We start from the raw sequence: 14,927 nt of genomic DNA on the forward strand, positions 1-14,927 counted from the left end.
CCGTCAATGGAAGTAATTAACACGATCGGAAGAAGAAAAACATCCGTGGCAAGGATTTACATGAAGCCGGGAAATGGCAATATCACCGTCAACAAAAGAGCGTTGGAGGTGTATTTTCCGTTTGACCTGCATCAAATTGTGGTTAAGCAGCCTTTGGCACTCGTAAATCAGGACGGTGCCTACGACATTGCCATCAATGTAGATGGAGGAGGAATCAAAGGACAGGCGGAAGCCATCCGAATGGCCATCTCCAGGGCACTTTGCGAAATCAACGGTGAGAACAGACCCCCCCTAAAGAAGGAAGGTTTCCTTACCAGGGATTCTCGTATGGTGGAACGTAAGAAGGCGGGCCGAAGAAAAGCAAGAAGAAGATTCCAGTTCTCCAAACGTTAATCGTTGGGGCTGTATCTACTATATTCGATACAACAACCTATATATCTTAATTATTAAATGGCCAATATAGAATACAAAGACTTACTGGATGCTGGTGTTCACTTCGGACACTTAACGAGAAAGTGGGATCCGAGAATGGCACCCTATATCTTCATGGAGAAGAATGGGATCCATATCATCGATCTAAACAAAACGCTTGTTTGCCTTGAAGAAGCATCCAACGCAATCAAGCAGATAGTACGCTCCGGAAAAAAAGTAATGTTCGTAGCTACTAAAAAACAAGCCAAAGATTTGGTGGCGGAGGAAGCAAGAAGGCTAAAAATGCCCTACGTTACCGAGCGATGGTTAGGTGGTATGATGACCAACTTTGCGACCATCCGCAAATCATTGAAGAAGATGTCCTCCATCGACAAATTGATGAAGGACGAAGCTTACAAAAACCTGGCAAAAAAAGAGCGACTAATGATCACTCGCCAGCGTGAGAAGCTTGAGTCGGTACTGGGCGGTATTGCCGACCTGACCAGACTTCCTTCGGCATTGTTTGTAGTAGATATCAAAAGAGAACACATTGCGATATCCGAAGCAAAAAAGCTTGGTATCCCTGTTTTTGCATTGGTGGATACAAACTCCAACCCAAATGAGGTGGATTTTCCTATCCCAGCCAATGACGATGCATTCAAATCAATCTCTCTCCTGGTGAAAGCCTTTGGTGCAGCCATAGAGGAAGGGTTGGCAGAACGCAAAAAAGATAAAGACGACGCAAAACTCTCTGAAGAAGAGGAGGCAAAAAAAGCAGTTGACGCGGAGTCAAACGAGTAATCCACAATGATTTTAGTATTTCAAAAAATTGAACATCGGATGACCTGATGTTCAATTTTTTGTTTTTGACTGACACCCTGTCCCCACTTAGGTGAAGGAGACGTAAGTTTCAAAAAAACACATTCAAAATAAACGACTATTACAATGGCTATTACTGCACAAGAGGTAAACAAACTGAGACAAATGACCGGAGCCGGCATGATGGACTGTAAAAAAGCCCTGACCGAAGCCGAAGGCGATTTTGAAAAAGCTATTGACATCCTTCGTAAAAAAGGACAAAAAGTATCTGCTTCAAGAGCTGACAGAGAAACCAAAGAAGGTGTTGTAGTTACCCACATTGCCGAAGACGGTAAAGCGGGCACCCTGCTTTCCCTTACTTGTGAAACCGACTTTGTTGCTAAAAACGAAGAATTTGGATCCCTTGCCAATGCCATCCTGGATCTGGCAGTAAAAGAAAACGCCGCTTCCATCGAAGCTATCTTGGCGCTTCCTTACGAGGGAATCACCGTCGGTGAGAAAATCACCGAAATGACCGGTAAAATCGGTGAAAAAATTGAAGTTTCCCACTTTGAAAAAGTAAGCGGTGACCAGGCTGTAGCCTATATCCATTCCAATGGCAAATTAGGTGTGTTGGTAGCACTTAAAAACACTGGTGGCAACGACGCAGAAGAAGCCGGTAAGGACGTGGCCATGCAAATCGCCGCCATGAACCCGGTAGCTGTTGACAAAGACGGTGTAGACGCTTCTGTGGTAGAACGTGAAATCGAGGTAGGCAAAGAACAAGCCCGCCAAGAAGGCAAGGCTGAGGAAATGCTGGAAAAGATTGCTTTGGGCAAGCTGAACAAATTCTACAAAGAAAACACCCTGCTTAGCCAAGCTTTCGTAAAAGACAACAGCAAAACCATCGCCCAATACTTGGACGGAGTTTCGAAAGGTTTGACTGTAGCCGCATTTAAGCGAGTATCCATCGGATAATACCTAGCTTTATTGTTACCTATCAGAAAAAATGCCGCAGTGAGTTATCGCTACGGCAATTTTTTTTATCAGCAACTCCCCCTACTTCCGAACTATCCGGTGAATTCGCACCGAATCAATCAGGTATTGTCCTACGTTTTCAAGTCCCTGAATGGTTCTGACTACAGGCATGCCGGCGGTAACCTGACCAAAGGCTGCAAACCCCTGTCCATCGGGGTTCCGCTTGCCTGCAAAATCCAACTCCGGCTGATCCCCAATACAGATAAAAAAGCTGCTTTGGGCACTGTGGGGCGTGGCTCTCGCCATAGATAATGTTCCATCTCGATGGCTAAGTCCCGTCATCTCCGTGGTTTCCAGCTGAATGGCGGGCAGCAGTTGCTCCTCGGCCACGTTCCCGCCTTGGATGACCTCAATTTTTACCTCTCGGTCGGCTTCGTTTTCCGGAGTACAGACACGGAAAAATGTGGATCCCTCATAGGCTCCACTTTCCACATAGGCCAAAAAGTTGGCCACGGTATTCGGCGCCTGCTTGGGAAATAACTGCACCTCAATATCTCCCAACTCCGTGGCGATTACATAATACTCCGCCTTTTCACGGCACCCAAATAGGACTAATACCATGCACAGAACGAATAATCCGCTGCGAAAACATGAAATGATCATTTTAATAACGTTTGGTTAAAGAGTTTTAAAATACGCCTGTATTCGTCCGTCCAACTGCTGGGCTCCACAAAACCATGGTCCTCGGCGGGGTACACAGCAAGCTCCCAGTTATCTTTTCCCAACTCAATCAGCCGCTGTGTTAGACGTACAATATCCTGAAAATGCACATTTACATCCACCATGCCATGCGCCATTAGCAGGTGGCCACGCAGACCCTCCGCAAAATAAATGGGGGACGAACGCCTATAGGCGATGGGGTCATCCGATGGCTCGTTCAAAATATTGGCAGTATACGGATGGTTGTAGTGGGCCCAGTCTGTGACGGAACGCAACGCAGCCCCACTTTTGAACGTCTCCGGCTCATTAAACAGTGCCATTAGGGTAATGAAACCACCATAGCTACCCCCATAAATCCCGATGCTTTCCGGAGCTATCCCGTGGCTGGAAACCAAATACCGGGCACCATCCACCTGATCCGAAAGATCCTTGCCTCCCATATGACGGTAAATGGCCGTTCGCCAATCCCGCCCGTAACCGGCACTCCCCCGGTAATCGATATCCAGTACGGTATACCCTAAGTCGGCAAGCAGATTATGGAACATGTACTCCCTAAAATAGGAGGACCACCATTTGTGCACATTCTGCAAATAACCGGCACCATGCACAAAGATTACCGCGGCACCATTTCCTCTTTCCGGTTCGGGGAGGTAAAGTCGGGCAGGAACCTCTTTCCCATCGTTTGCCGTAAAGGTTACCAGTCGGGGATCCCGCCAAGGATAGGACTTGAAATCGGCAGATTGCCCAGCTGTAATGGGCTCCGGGTGGCCTCCAGCCCTATTGGGTTGTAGGTACAGTTCCCATGGTTTATTGCTGTAAGAATGTCGGATCGCCAGCCATTTTTCATCTGGAGAAAGAGCAACCTCATTATTCCCTTCTAGGCTGGTGAGTTGGGTCATTTTACCCCCCATAAGCGGCATCCGATAAAAATGCCGTTCTCCAGGATGCGCCTCCGAAGTGGTAAGGTACCAATGCTTCTTGTCTACAGACAGTATAGGGTCAAACACCTCAAATGCTCCCTCGGTCAAAGCCTTTTTCTTTCCTTCCGCAACATGCAACAAGTATAGATGGGAATACCCACTTTCCTCGGACTGAAAGTAAATATGCTCTCCGTCAGGAAGCCAGCCTAGGATACCGCCCGATCCCGACCACCCTATTCCCGGTCCTGCTACCCAAGCCTCGTCACGCTGTCGATCCAAGCTCCGCACTTTCCCTGATGGTAAGTCCACCGCAATGATCCACCGGTCCTTATTATCTGTGGAACGTAGCTGGGCCACTGCCTGGCTCCCACGGGAACTGAAAACCGCCTGCGAAAAGATCAGCCTGCGCTCCATTTTACGCCAGTCCCTGTCTGGATAATCCGATGAAAAATCAGGCAGGTCACCAAGACCTGGTAAATCCCCCGGATCGACCCTAAAGACCGTATCCCGCTCCAGGTCGTAAATTGCCAGGGCCGACTCAGCCATCTGGGCCCCTACCTTTGGCCTAGCCGAAAGATCCGAAGTATACCCACTGGCAGCAATGAAATCAGGCACTGCAGTGCCTTTATTGTCAGCCGGCGTAGTCAACAGCAGGGAAACGTACCTGGCATCATCCGAAATCCTGAGGTTGCTTACCTGTTGCTTACCTAGATAAAAGGTGAACCTTTCTTTTACCGCCTTTTCCTTAGCCAGCGAGTCGGTTCGTTTCGCTTTCTCTTCCCGCTGCCTTACCACTTGCAACAGGTTCAGGTTGTCCTCCTTCAACCATGCTTCCTGCTCCGTAGCCTTCTCCTCTGTCTTGTCGCCGGGTTTGACCTGAGTCAACTTATGTAAGGATCCCGACTTAAGCCGGTAGAGATACGCATCATTTCCATGGCGAAAGCCTATGGATGCTCCCTTTTCAATAAATTGCAGATCCTGTACGCTCCCCCCAAGCTGGAGCAACTCCTTTTCCGAACGGGTTGGTAAATCGTACAGGGTAAGAACGCCATTTTTCACATAGACCTTCTTGGATTTTCCCTCATCGAATACCCCCCTAAGCGGCACCATAGCCCGCTCCTGCTCCCAATTCAGTTTGGAAATCTGCCGACTGCGGACACTTAAACGGTGCAGGGAATCTGCCGGATCTCCATCCGGATTGTACTTAAAGTAGACGGCCTCACCGTGATCATCCCAAACGACGTCAGACGGAAAGGTACCCATCCACTTGGGATCCCGCATGATCTTTTCAACTGAAAGAGCGGATTGCTGTCCAAAGGCAATCGGGGCCAAAAGACAGGTCAATACCAGAAGAAGAATATGCCTACTTAAATAAATCATCAAAGCATGGGTTTTATAGTGATCGGCTTTGCTCATATAAAGAACCTAAAACGCAATTTACCTACTTACCTGCAAACAAACGGTCAGGTAATTGCCTGTTTCAATGTGGTAACCAAGTTTTGTTCCGCCCGCGCGGCTAAGTCATGCGCAGAAAAATCCAAGTCAGGAAGCTGCAACACCCGATCGAAGCCGCTGTTCGTGGCATCCGTTCCGGACGTAACCAGCCAAATCTCTTTACCTGCCTCCTTGGCCAACTTCAGCAGTTCGTGGCTGCCCTTCCCCTGATCCGACTGACTGTCATACCTGCCTTCGCCAGTCACGATACGATCTGCTCTGCCAATTCGATCCGCCATGTGCACTTTGTCAAAAAAGTACCTGGCACCGGACACCAAGTTAGTCTCAAAAAACGGGCTCAACCCCAACGCAATTCCTCCCGCCGCACCAAAACCCGGTTTATCCTCCACCTCCCGATTTGACTTGCGCCCAAAAAGATGTACCAAACTGCGGGAGGCTTCTTCAAACGCCGGAAAATCCTCCAGTTTCAATCCCTTTTGCGGGCCAAACACAGGGATAGCCCCCCGCTCTCCAAAATACGTATTGTCCACATCACAGAGGATGGTAAACTTCAAATCGCTCCAAGGCCTTGTCTGCTGAATATGGGCGATTTTTGACAGAAATCCGGGTGAAAAGACCGGTATTTCCCGCCCATTTTCATCCAAAAACAAAAATCCCAACGCCCGTAAAATGCCCGTGCCCAAATCTACGGTTGCACTGCCTCCCAGTCCGAGTACCACCTCCGTTGCACCTAGATCTACCGCCCGGAGAATCAACTCCCCCGTTCCATAGGAGCTGGCCGTCCAGGGATCCCGTTCACGGGCATGCAGCCATTTGATTCCTGAGACGGTTGATACGTCTACAAATGCGGTTTTGGAATTTGCTTCAAACCCAAAGAATCCTTCGATGGGGCGGCCAAGCGGGCCACAGGCTTGGAGTACCACCCTTTCCATGCCCAAAATATCGGACAGCAAGTGGCAGGTACCGTCGCCACCGTCGGCTATTGGGCATAGTTCCACCTGATGAGAGGCGTCCCCATCGAGGATGGCTTTTTCGATGAGAGCAGCAGCCCGGTCGGCTTCAATGGTACCCTTAAATGCATTCGGTGCTACTAACCATTTCATGTGTCCATGTTTTTCATCCGTTGGAAATAATCCCTTGATGCCTCCCGCACCTTGGGCGATAGGTATAGTGCCGATATCATGGTAGGGAATGCCATCACGGCATACATCGCATCTACAAAACTCATCACCACGCTCAGAGAAGTCACCGCACCTCCCACCAAGGTCGCCAAGTAGAAATAATTGTAATAGTCCGCTTTGTCGGCTCCAAACAGGTAATTGAAGCACTTGTGCCCGTAGTAGGAATAGGTAAACATGGTAGAGAGTGCAAACACCAACACCGAAACCATCAGCAAGTACTTGCCTATCCCCGGCAACCCTTGCTCGAAAGCCGACAGCGTAAGCAAGACCCCATCTTTTTCGCCTGTCTGCCAAACGCCCGTCACCATGATGGCCAAGGCGGTCAGGGTACAGACCACGATGGTGTCTATAAATGGCCCTAACATGGCGATCAGCCCTTCCCGCACCGGCTCGCTGTTTTTGGACGCACCATGTACCATGGGAGCTGTTCCAATTCCCGCTTCATTGGAAAATGCCGCCCGCCGGGCTCCGATGATGATTACCTGCCCGACAGCACCACCCAAGACCGCATCTCCGGTAAAAGCATCCTGCAATATCAACCAAAGCATCTCCGGCACCTGTCCAACGTTCTTCCCTAAAATAACGAGTACACTTATAAAGTATACCGTCACCATAAAAGGTACCAAGCGGGAGGCCACTTTGGCGATCCGCTGAATACCCCCGAGGATTACTGTAGCAACCAACCCCATCAATATCAGCCCAATGGCCCAGCGCGTAGGCATACCCTGATCCAATCCAAAGGGTTCCAACATGACAGCGCGCAGAACGGCTGTAAGCTGATTGGCCTGAAAAATCACCAATAGGCCCAAAATTCCCGCCACGCAAAATATCACCGACAGAAATTTCCATTTTTTGCCCATTCCTTCCTCTATCACATACATGGGACCTCCCTGTACATGGCCGGAGGAATCCGTCCCTCTGTACATGATCGCCAGTGTGCAGGTAAAAAACTTGGTGGCCATGCCTACAAAAGCGGACATCCACATCCAAAAGATGGCCCCGGGCCCACCCATGCCGATGGCGAGGGCAACACCGGAGATATTTCCAAGACCCACCGTGGCAGCTACGGCAGAGGATAGCGCCTGCAAGGATGTGATGTCGCCGGTGGCATTGGGGTCATCGTACTTGCCTCCAACGACCTTCAGGGCATGCTTAAATCCTACAAAAGGGATAAAGCCCGAATAAACAAACATGTAGAGCCCGCCGCCGAGCAATAGCAGCAACAGCGGCGTACCCCATATCCAATTACTAAATTCAATGATTAAATCTCCCACGTCGGTCGGTTTTGGTTGTTGGTAGGTTTTCGGGTACAAAATAGCCATATTGCCCAAAGAGTTCTATTTTTGTGCCTATTAAATTCACGCCAAACCCCATGTTTTTATGGCCAAGACGGTTGTCATCAAAATAGGCTCCAATGTACTGACCCAGGACGATGGCACTCCTGACCACAACCGCATGGCCTCCTTGGTGAGCCAAATGGTATTTCTCAAGGAGATCGGTCACCAAATTGTACTGGTTACCTCGGGCGCGGTAGCCTTTGGCCGAAAGGCCCTGCCCCTCAACCCAAAGACGGATTCCATCACCAAAAAGCAGGTTTGGGCCTCTATCGGTCAGATTGAGCTGATCCGCTCCTATAAAAACCTCTTTCTGGAAAAAGGCCATACCGTTGCCCAACTGATGGTTACCAAAGAGGACTTTCGCGACCGGGTACATTACCTCAATATGAAAAACTGCCTGGATGGGCTGCTCAAAAACCAGGTGATCCCGGTGATCAACGAAAACGATGCGGTGGCGGTCACCGAACTGATGTTTACCGATAACGACGAGCTGGCGGGATTGGTAGCGGCCATGATCGATGCCAACAGTTTGGTACTGCTTACAAACGTGGATGGTATTTACAAAGGACACCCCTCAGATCCCTCCTCGGAACTCATCACCAAAGTGGGTAGGCAGGTACCCGACCTCAGTCAATACATCACCACCGGCAAATCCTCCTTTGGAAGGGGAGGCATGCTCACCAAGATGACCATGGCCAAAAAATCAGCGGATCTGGGCATCGAAGTATTGATAGCCAATGGTAAACGGGACGATGTATTAAAGGGGTTTGCGGATGGCACGCTGGTATGCACCTACTTTGAACCGGGCAAAACCCGACACAACCAGAAAAAATGGATCGCCCACAGTGAAAACTACTCCAAAGGCGAAGTAGTGGTGAACGAAGGTGCCAAAAATGCCCTCAATTCCCAAAAAATAACCAGCCTCCTTCCCATAGGGATCGTAGCTGCAAAAGGCGATTTTCTGAAAGGTGACATCATCCGAATCGTGGACGAGGCGGGCCAGATACTGGGCTTGGGAAAAGCGGAGTATGGGGCCAGTTCAGCAGCGGAGAAAATCGGGCAGCCGCATCAGCGACCCTTGGTGCATTACGACTACCTATACCTTTACGACCTAAAATAATCATCCAATTACCGAATTAAAAGCTATTATGAGTTTAGAAGGCACCTTCAAACGAGTACAAAATGCCAGCAGAGCCCTTTCCATGCTCTCGGAAGATACCATTAACCGCATCCTACGCTCTCTTGCCGATGAAGCATTGGCGTCGGTGGAAACCATCCTGCAAGCAAACAAGTTGGATCTTGCCCGGATGGATCCCAAGGATCCCAAGTATGATCGGCTGTTACTGACCGAAGAACGGATTTCAGCCATCGCGTCCGATATCCGAAATGTGGCCAACCTCCCCACGCCCCTGGGAGCGCAGCTGAGCGAAAAAACACTCGAAAATGGCCTGCATATCGAAAAGGTGCGGGTTCCCATCGGTGTGATCGGCATCATCTATGAATCACGGCCTAATGTTACTTTCGACGTATTTAGCCTCTGCCTAAAAACCGGAAATGCGCTGGTGCTCAAAGGGGGATCGGATGCCCACGACTCCAATACCGCCATTTTGGCCTGCATCCACCGGGTATTGGAAAGAGAAGGGATTACTTCGGATATCGTCACCCTGCTTCCCGCAGACCGAGAGGCCACCAAGGAGATGCTACAGGCGGTCGGTTACATCGACATTATCATTCCAAGGGGAAGCCAGGGACTGATCAACTTTGTGCGGGACAACTCCAAGGTGCCGGTCATCGAAACCGGTGCCGGGATCGTGCACACTTATTATGACCGCTCCGCCGATCTGGCAAAGGGAATGCCCGTGATCGTGAACGCAAAGACCCGCCGGGTAAGTGTATGCAACGCGTTGGACTGTCTGGTGATCCACCAAGATCGCCTGCAGGACCTGCTCCCTATCGGAAAGGAATTGGCGAAGAAAGAAGTGGAGATCTTTGCAGACGGGCCGGCCTACCGAATTTTGAAAGGCTCCTATCCCGACACCTTGCTTTCGGAGGCCACAGAAGAACATTTCGGCACGGAATTTCTCGCCATGAAACTATCCATCAAAACCGTAAACAGCCTGGAGGAAGCCTTGGCCCATATTGCCCGGTACAGTTCCAAGCACAGCGAGGCGATCATTGCCGAAGACAAGGCGACGATAGACCACTTTCTACGGGCGGTAGATGCTGCTGCCGTGTATGCCAATACCTCCACGGCGTTTACCGATGGGGCCCAGTTTGGCTTGGGCGCAGAGATCGGTATCAGCACACAAAAACTGCATGCCCGCGGCCCCATGGCATTGGAAGAACTCACCTCCTACAAGTGGGTGATTCGGGGAGATGGACAGGTCAGACCCTGAGTTCACCAACATTCTGCCAATTCAGTATACAAACCCGCCATTGGCGATAATTCACAAAAACCATGACACAACCTCTACTTCCATTGATTTCGCCCGAAGAGCTCTTTTCAATTGCGGAAAAAAGCTATCTATTAATTGACGCGAGCTTTGGCAAATCCACCTATGAAGCCAGCCATCTAAAAGGAGCCATTTATGCCGACCTGAACGCGGACCTTTCCGATATACAGCCGGACGCTGCCCAAGGTGGCCGGCATCCCCTTCCTACTACGGAACAGTTTGCCCTTACCTTGGGAAAATGGGGCATAAAATCCGATACCCATGTAATTGTCTACGACAACAAGCAGGGGAGCATGTCCGCGGCAAGGTTTTGGTGGATGCTACGCGCGGCGGGACACGAAAAAATACAGGTACTCGACGGTGGGTTTCAGGCAGCGGTAGAAGCGGGATTTCCAACCGAATCAGGCGAGGTAATTCCTATCCCGGTTGCGCCTTATCCTATTCAGGCATGGCAACTGCCCTTGGTAAATATGGCAGAAACGGAGGCTGCTGCTTCAGACCCCAACAAAACGGTGATCGATGTCCGGGAACGAGACCGATACCTGGGAATCGTCGAACCCATAGATTTGGTAGCAGGTCATATTCCCGGGGCGGTCAATATCCCCTTTTCCAACAACCTGAACGCCACAGGCCGATTCAAATCCCCCGAGGAACTGAGACATCTCTACAAGCCCTTCGCGGACAATTCCGCTTCTGAAAACGTGACGGTGCATTGCGGATCAGGCGTTACGGCCTGCCATACCCTTTTGGCCTGGGCACATGCAGGGCTTCCAATACCAAAACTGTATGTTGGTTCCTGGAGCGAGTGGTCCCGCAACGACAAACCCATCGGGATAGGGGAATAGGTCAGCGGGGAGGCAGAAAGGTTGACAGATCTACCTGATCGAAGCGGTATTCATCTTCAAGGTCCTGAAACGCTGCATTGACAAATAGGCCGTTTCTGGTAACAAACCAATCTTTCAACTCCTCTCTGCCAGGGTAGTCAACCGTATACTCTCCCTTCAGCGTCCAGTCCCCATCAAAGATCCGTATCAGGTAATGTTTGGTACGATCAAACGTGTTGTCCCCATCTCCCGTTTCTCCGAGCTTTGTTAGCATAAGGAAAAGATCCCGGAATTCATCGTATAACAGTCCCAAATGACTCGATGCCTCTTTTGGTTGTAACCATACCTTAAAGCTACCATAGTCTCTAAGCTCGGAAGGAAGATAGGTAAACCTGTGATTAGTTTTGGGTGCCAATCGCTTAATCTCCTTTAAACCACGCAACATGACCAAGGTATCGGAATACGGAAAACCAAACCAAAACTCTCCTCGTAACCGATCCAATCCACCATACGTCTGAAAGGCTGCCAAATCCGCGGAGAAACGGGCGTAGTCACTGGGCATCCTAAAGTAGGCTTGGTCGTGTAGCCCGGTTTCCATATTGAGACGCACCATCCAAGCGGCATAGTCGCTAGGCGCAGCTTCCTGGTAAATATTGTAGGGATTCAGCCCTACAAAAACCTCCTTTTCCTTACGAAACATCAGCCCATTTATCGGAAAAAAGCGCACATAGGCTTCTTTGGTGGTAGGAAAGCGTGCATTGGATTCGATATCGCGGATCTTGTTGCCTAACGTATCATAGTTAGCGACTCTTCCAGATGCACTGGCAGCGAACAACGTATCCAATGACAATGGCATTCTAAGATCAGGAAATGACTTCATAGATTCCGGCCCTTCCCGGGGAATATCCCAACGTGCAAGCACATCATGGGTCTCCAAGTCAACTACCGAAACCCTCACTCCACTGTTCCTTTCGGGAGAGTTCGTCTCATAGACTACTAAATCCCTTCCATCGTAATTCCAACTTCTAAAACTGGAGAAATAAGAGGTCGTCACATCCCGCTCAAACGAATAAGTACCGACAATCAACTCCCCAAGCTTACCAGTGTGAATTTCTTCGTGCTGACCACTGCATGCGCTGAACAACGCCAAAAATCCAACACCAACTATTAAATTACCTCGCATAATTTCAAAACTAATAGTTTATCAGACAATTAAAAAAATTAACCTCAAAAGCATTTCAAATATTCTTCAATATCCCTTACTTTTAAAGAGATTGACAGTCAACCCAGTACCCTTTGCGAAAGACAGCCTTTTTTGGAGCCCTATTTTGCATCCTGTGCCTGTCGGCCGGGTGGTTTTTCTTTGTTGGTACCTCTGAAACACGCGGTCCTTCCCCTGCCCTCTCTCCTTCAAACCAATTGAAAACGTTCCGTCTGCACGATGGACTTGAGATACGTCTGGTGGCTTCGGAACCCCTCGTGCAGGATCCCGTTCACATCCAATTTGATGCCGACGGACGTCTATGGGTAGTGGAGATGCGCGGATTTATGCCCGACATTGACGGCATCGGCGAGCAGGAACCGGTGGGGAGAATAAACATCCTCGAAGACCTCGACGGAGACGGCACCATGGATACAAGCACCATCTACCTGGACAGTCTGATCATGCCCAGGGCATTGGCATTGGTAAAAAACGGGGCGCTGGTAGTAGAGAACGGCACACTGTGGTGGACGGAGGATCTGGACGGGGACTGGAAAGCTGACGTGAAAACCGCCATAGACCCGGATTATGCCGGAAGTCACCTGCCCGAGCATTCGGCCAATGGGCTCCTGCGGGCCATGGACAACTGGTATTACAATGCCAAATCCACCTTCCGGTATCGCTTGACAGGCGATGGGTGGCTACGCGACAGCACCGAGTTCCGAGGGCAATGGGGCATCAGCCAGGACAACTTCGGCCGGTTGATCTACAATTACAACTGGTCCCAGCTCCATGGCGACCTGGTACCTCCCAACTTGCTACAGCGCAACCCCTACCACCAGCCCACAACAGGTATCGACCACGGACTCACAGTGGAGCGACGCATCTATCCCATCCGGCCAAATCTGGCTATCAATCGCGGATACATCCCCGGCATACTGGATGAAGAAGGCAAATTGCAGGAATTTACGGCCGCCTGCGCGCCTTTTTTTTACCGTGGCACCGCTTTACCTGAGGCGTTTTATGGCAATGTGTTTGTCTGCGAACCGTCTGGAAACCTGATCAAACGAAACCAAGTTATCGAAGAAGGAATCAACCTCCGGGCAATCGATCCCAATCCCGGAACCGAATTTCTCGCCTCCACGGACGAGCGGTTCCGGCCGGTAAACCTATGCAGCGGACCGGATGGAGCCCTTTACATTGCCGATATGTACCGGGGATTGGTGCAGCACGGGGCCTACATTTCTCCTTACCTCAAGGAAATAACCTTGAGCCGAAACCTCGTTTTGCCCATCAACCGGGGCAGAATTTGGCGGATAGTCCCCAAAGGATGGAAAGCGAGGGCAGCCGAACACCTCTCGGCCATACCCTCCGATCAATTGGTTAACCGCCTGGCCCATCCAGATGGTTGGCAGAGGGACATGGCACAGCGGCTGCTGGTGGAGCGGGAGGACACGACGGTCATCACACACCTTTGGAAGATGGCCCATCAACAACGGGACAGCTGGGGAAGCCTTCACGCCTTGTGGACCCTACAGGGATTACATGCCCTGCACCCTGACAGCCTTCTGACATTTCTGAAAGAAGAAAACCCCTATCTGGCAGCTACTGCCCTACGCCTCATCACCTCCGAGCCAGGCGCTACCCCAGACCTACAGGCAAAGGTTTTGGAAGCTATTCAACCCTTCAAGCAGACCAATCCCTCTGTGCTCACTTTGCAAATGTGCCTATCGGCCAGTTGGTTTTCACCGGATGTATCCCAAAAACTTCTAGTGGACCTTATCAGTCAGCATCGTGATGTTCCCCTCTTTCGGGACGCTGTACTGAGTAGCTTGGGAAAAGATACCTTTGGCTTTTTCCAAGCCCTGAGCATCCATCCTGATTGGCATACCTCCGACCAAGATGGGGAGATTTTTGTGGAAATGGTCGCGCTGTCCATCCTACGGCACAAGGATCCCACAGAATCCCAAAAGCTGACGGAGTCGCTGGCCCAATTACTTGAGAGTGGAAAATGGACTGCCCGACCTCTCCTAGCTGCCATATCCCTGCTGTCTAGAAACCCTTCCCTTGATCCCATTCCCCTCCTGCATGCGCCTACCCTGATCTCAAGCGAAAGCCCTCTTCTCAGCCCCGAACAGTCTGTCGCAATAGAACAACTTTTCACCTGGCCCGGACATATTCCAACCCCCCCGCGGGCATCTGTTACCTCAGTACTGTCAGACAAGGATCTGGCATTATTCACACAGGGGAGGTCCCATTACCTCAGTGCTTGCGCCGGTTGTCACGGCTCGGATGGAGCTGGGGTGAAACGAATGGGGCCGCCTCTCGCAGGTTCTGAATGGGTCATTGGTGACGAAAAGCAGCTTTCCCTGATCGTCTTACACGGCATGGAAGGCCCGATCGAGGTAAACGGAGTCCTATACGACAGTCCCGAGATTCTCCCCTCCATGCCTGCCCATACCCGTCTGGATGATGGAACCCTTGCCTCCATCCTCACCTATATTCGCAATGAATGGGGCAACCAAGCCGGGGCCATTGAGCGACGCTTTGTGGCAACAGCCCGAAATGTCACCCAAGGCCGGGTATTGCCCTGGTCGGCGGAAGAGCTTCGTAACTACATCAACCGTGAATCACCCCCTTCCCCCTAAA

12 protein-coding genes are annotated in these 14,927 nt (G+C 50.5%); 7 read left to right on the forward strand and 5 right to left on the reverse strand.

All coding sequences use genetic code 11. From position 1 onward, the window contains the following. Nucleotides 1-6: 6 nt before the first annotated feature. From rpsI to tsf, 3 genes are all read left to right on the forward strand, one after another. Nucleotides 7-393 carry a 30S ribosomal protein S9 gene (gene rpsI, locus ADIS_RS14800; RefSeq protein WP_010855408.1) on the forward strand — a complete coding sequence of 129 codons (387 nt, stop codon included), beginning with the start codon at nucleotides 7-9 and terminating at the stop codon, nucleotides 391-393. Between the two features lie 57 nt (nucleotides 394-450). Then, nucleotides 451-1,212 carry a 30S ribosomal protein S2 gene (gene rpsB / locus ADIS_RS14805; RefSeq protein WP_010855409.1) on the forward strand — a complete coding sequence of 254 codons (762 nt, stop codon included), beginning with the start codon at nucleotides 451-453 and terminating at the stop codon, nucleotides 1,210-1,212. Nucleotides 1,213-1,356: 144 nt separating this feature from the next. Continuing rightward, nucleotides 1,357-2,187 carry a translation elongation factor Ts gene (gene tsf / locus ADIS_RS14810; protein WP_010855410.1) on the forward strand — a complete coding sequence of 277 codons (831 nt, stop codon included), beginning with the start codon at nucleotides 1,357-1,359 and terminating at the stop codon, nucleotides 2,185-2,187. 81 nt (nucleotides 2,188-2,268) lie between these two features. Here the strand turns inward: tsf and ADIS_RS14815 are convergent, their stop codons facing one another. From ADIS_RS14815 to ADIS_RS14830, 4 genes are all read right to left on the reverse strand, one after another. Then, nucleotides 2,269-2,808, reverse strand: coding sequence for a peptidylprolyl isomerase (locus tag ADIS_RS14815; RefSeq protein WP_010855411.1), 540 nt, complete (start codon nucleotides 2,806-2,808; stop codon nucleotides 2,269-2,271). A gap of 38 nt (nucleotides 2,809-2,846) precedes the next feature. Then, entirely contained in the window at nucleotides 2,847-5,207 is a 2,361-nt protein-coding gene (locus tag ADIS_RS14820; protein ID WP_010855412.1) for a S9 family peptidase, read from the reverse strand. A gap of 83 nt (nucleotides 5,208-5,290) precedes the next feature. Then, the gene (locus ADIS_RS14825; protein WP_010855413.1) at nucleotides 5,291-6,385 is read right to left on the reverse strand and encodes a glycerate kinase; all 1,095 of its coding nucleotides are present in this window, start codon (nucleotides 6,383-6,385) and stop codon (nucleotides 5,291-5,293) included. Beyond that, nucleotides 6,382-7,737: an alanine/glycine:cation symporter family protein gene (locus ADIS_RS14830; RefSeq protein WP_010855414.1), complete on the reverse strand. Its 1,356-nt coding sequence runs from the start codon at nucleotides 7,735-7,737 to the stop codon at nucleotides 6,382-6,384. The genes ADIS_RS14825 and ADIS_RS14830 overlap by 4 nt, the downstream gene beginning before the upstream one ends. Nucleotides 7,738-7,843: 106 nt before the next feature. On the opposite strand from ADIS_RS14830, the gene proB reads away from it, so the two are divergent. The 3 genes from proB to ADIS_RS14845 all read left to right on the forward strand — a co-directional run bounded on the left by proB (nucleotide 7,844) and on the right by ADIS_RS14845 (nucleotide 11,098). Continuing rightward, nucleotides 7,844-8,920, forward strand: a complete 1,077-nt coding sequence (proB, locus tag ADIS_RS14835) for a glutamate 5-kinase (protein WP_010855416.1) — start codon at nucleotides 7,844-7,846, stop codon at nucleotides 8,918-8,920. A 28-nt stretch (nucleotides 8,921-8,948) separates the two neighbouring features. Then, nucleotides 8,949-10,196, forward strand: coding sequence for a glutamate-5-semialdehyde dehydrogenase (locus ADIS_RS14840; RefSeq protein WP_010855417.1), 1,248 nt, complete (start codon nucleotides 8,949-8,951; stop codon nucleotides 10,194-10,196). A gap of 62 nt (nucleotides 10,197-10,258) precedes the next feature. Then, nucleotides 10,259-11,098: a sulfurtransferase gene (locus ADIS_RS14845; protein ID WP_010855418.1), complete on the forward strand. Its 840-nt coding sequence runs from the start codon at nucleotides 10,259-10,261 to the stop codon at nucleotides 11,096-11,098. Between the two features lies 1 nt (nucleotide 11,099). Here the strand turns inward: ADIS_RS14845 and ADIS_RS14850 are convergent, their stop codons facing one another. Further along, nucleotides 11,100-12,260, reverse strand: coding sequence for a hypothetical protein (locus ADIS_RS14850; protein WP_035806244.1), 1,161 nt, complete (start codon nucleotides 12,258-12,260; stop codon nucleotides 11,100-11,102). A gap of 113 nt (nucleotides 12,261-12,373) precedes the next feature. On the opposite strand from ADIS_RS14850, the gene ADIS_RS14855 reads away from it, so the two are divergent. Continuing rightward, nucleotides 12,374-14,926 (forward strand): DUF7133 domain-containing protein, encoded by a 2,553-nt coding sequence (locus ADIS_RS14855; RefSeq protein ID WP_010855420.1) that lies wholly within the window; start codon nucleotides 12,374-12,376, stop codon nucleotides 14,924-14,926. The last annotated feature ends 1 nt before the right edge of the window (nucleotide 14,927 follow it).

This window comes from Lunatimonas lonarensis, from assembly GCF_000390185.1.
GTDB classification, from domain to species: domain Bacteria; phylum Bacteroidota; class Bacteroidia; order Cytophagales; family Cyclobacteriaceae; genus Lunatimonas; species Lunatimonas lonarensis.

Coding starts and splice junctions, on each gene's coding strand:
- ADIS_RS14820 (WP_010855412.1), bottom strand. CDS start 5,207: ATGATTTATTTAAGTAGGCATATTCTTCTTCTGGTATTGACCTGTCTT.
- ADIS_RS14845 (WP_010855418.1), top strand. CDS start 10,259: ATGACACAACCTCTACTTCCATTGATTTCGCCCGAAGAGCTCTTTTCA.
- ADIS_RS14850 (WP_035806244.1), bottom strand. CDS start 12,260: ATGCGAGGTAATTTAATAGTTGGTGTTGGATTTTTGGCGTTGTTCAGC.
- rpsB (WP_010855409.1), top strand. CDS start 451: ATGGCCAATATAGAATACAAAGACTTACTGGATGCTGGTGTTCACTTC.
- ADIS_RS14840 (WP_010855417.1), top strand. CDS start 8,949: ATGAGTTTAGAAGGCACCTTCAAACGAGTACAAAATGCCAGCAGAGCC.
- tsf (WP_010855410.1), top strand. CDS start 1,357: ATGGCTATTACTGCACAAGAGGTAAACAAACTGAGACAAATGACCGGA.
- ADIS_RS14815 (WP_010855411.1), bottom strand. CDS start 2,808: ATGGTATTAGTCCTATTTGGGTGCCGTGAAAAGGCGGAGTATTATGTA.
- proB (WP_010855416.1), top strand. CDS start 7,844: ATGGCCAAGACGGTTGTCATCAAAATAGGCTCCAATGTACTGACCCAG.
- rpsI (WP_010855408.1), top strand. CDS start 7: ATGGAAGTAATTAACACGATCGGAAGAAGAAAAACATCCGTGGCAAGG.
- ADIS_RS14825 (WP_010855413.1), bottom strand. CDS start 6,385: ATGAAATGGTTAGTAGCACCGAATGCATTTAAGGGTACCATTGAAGCC.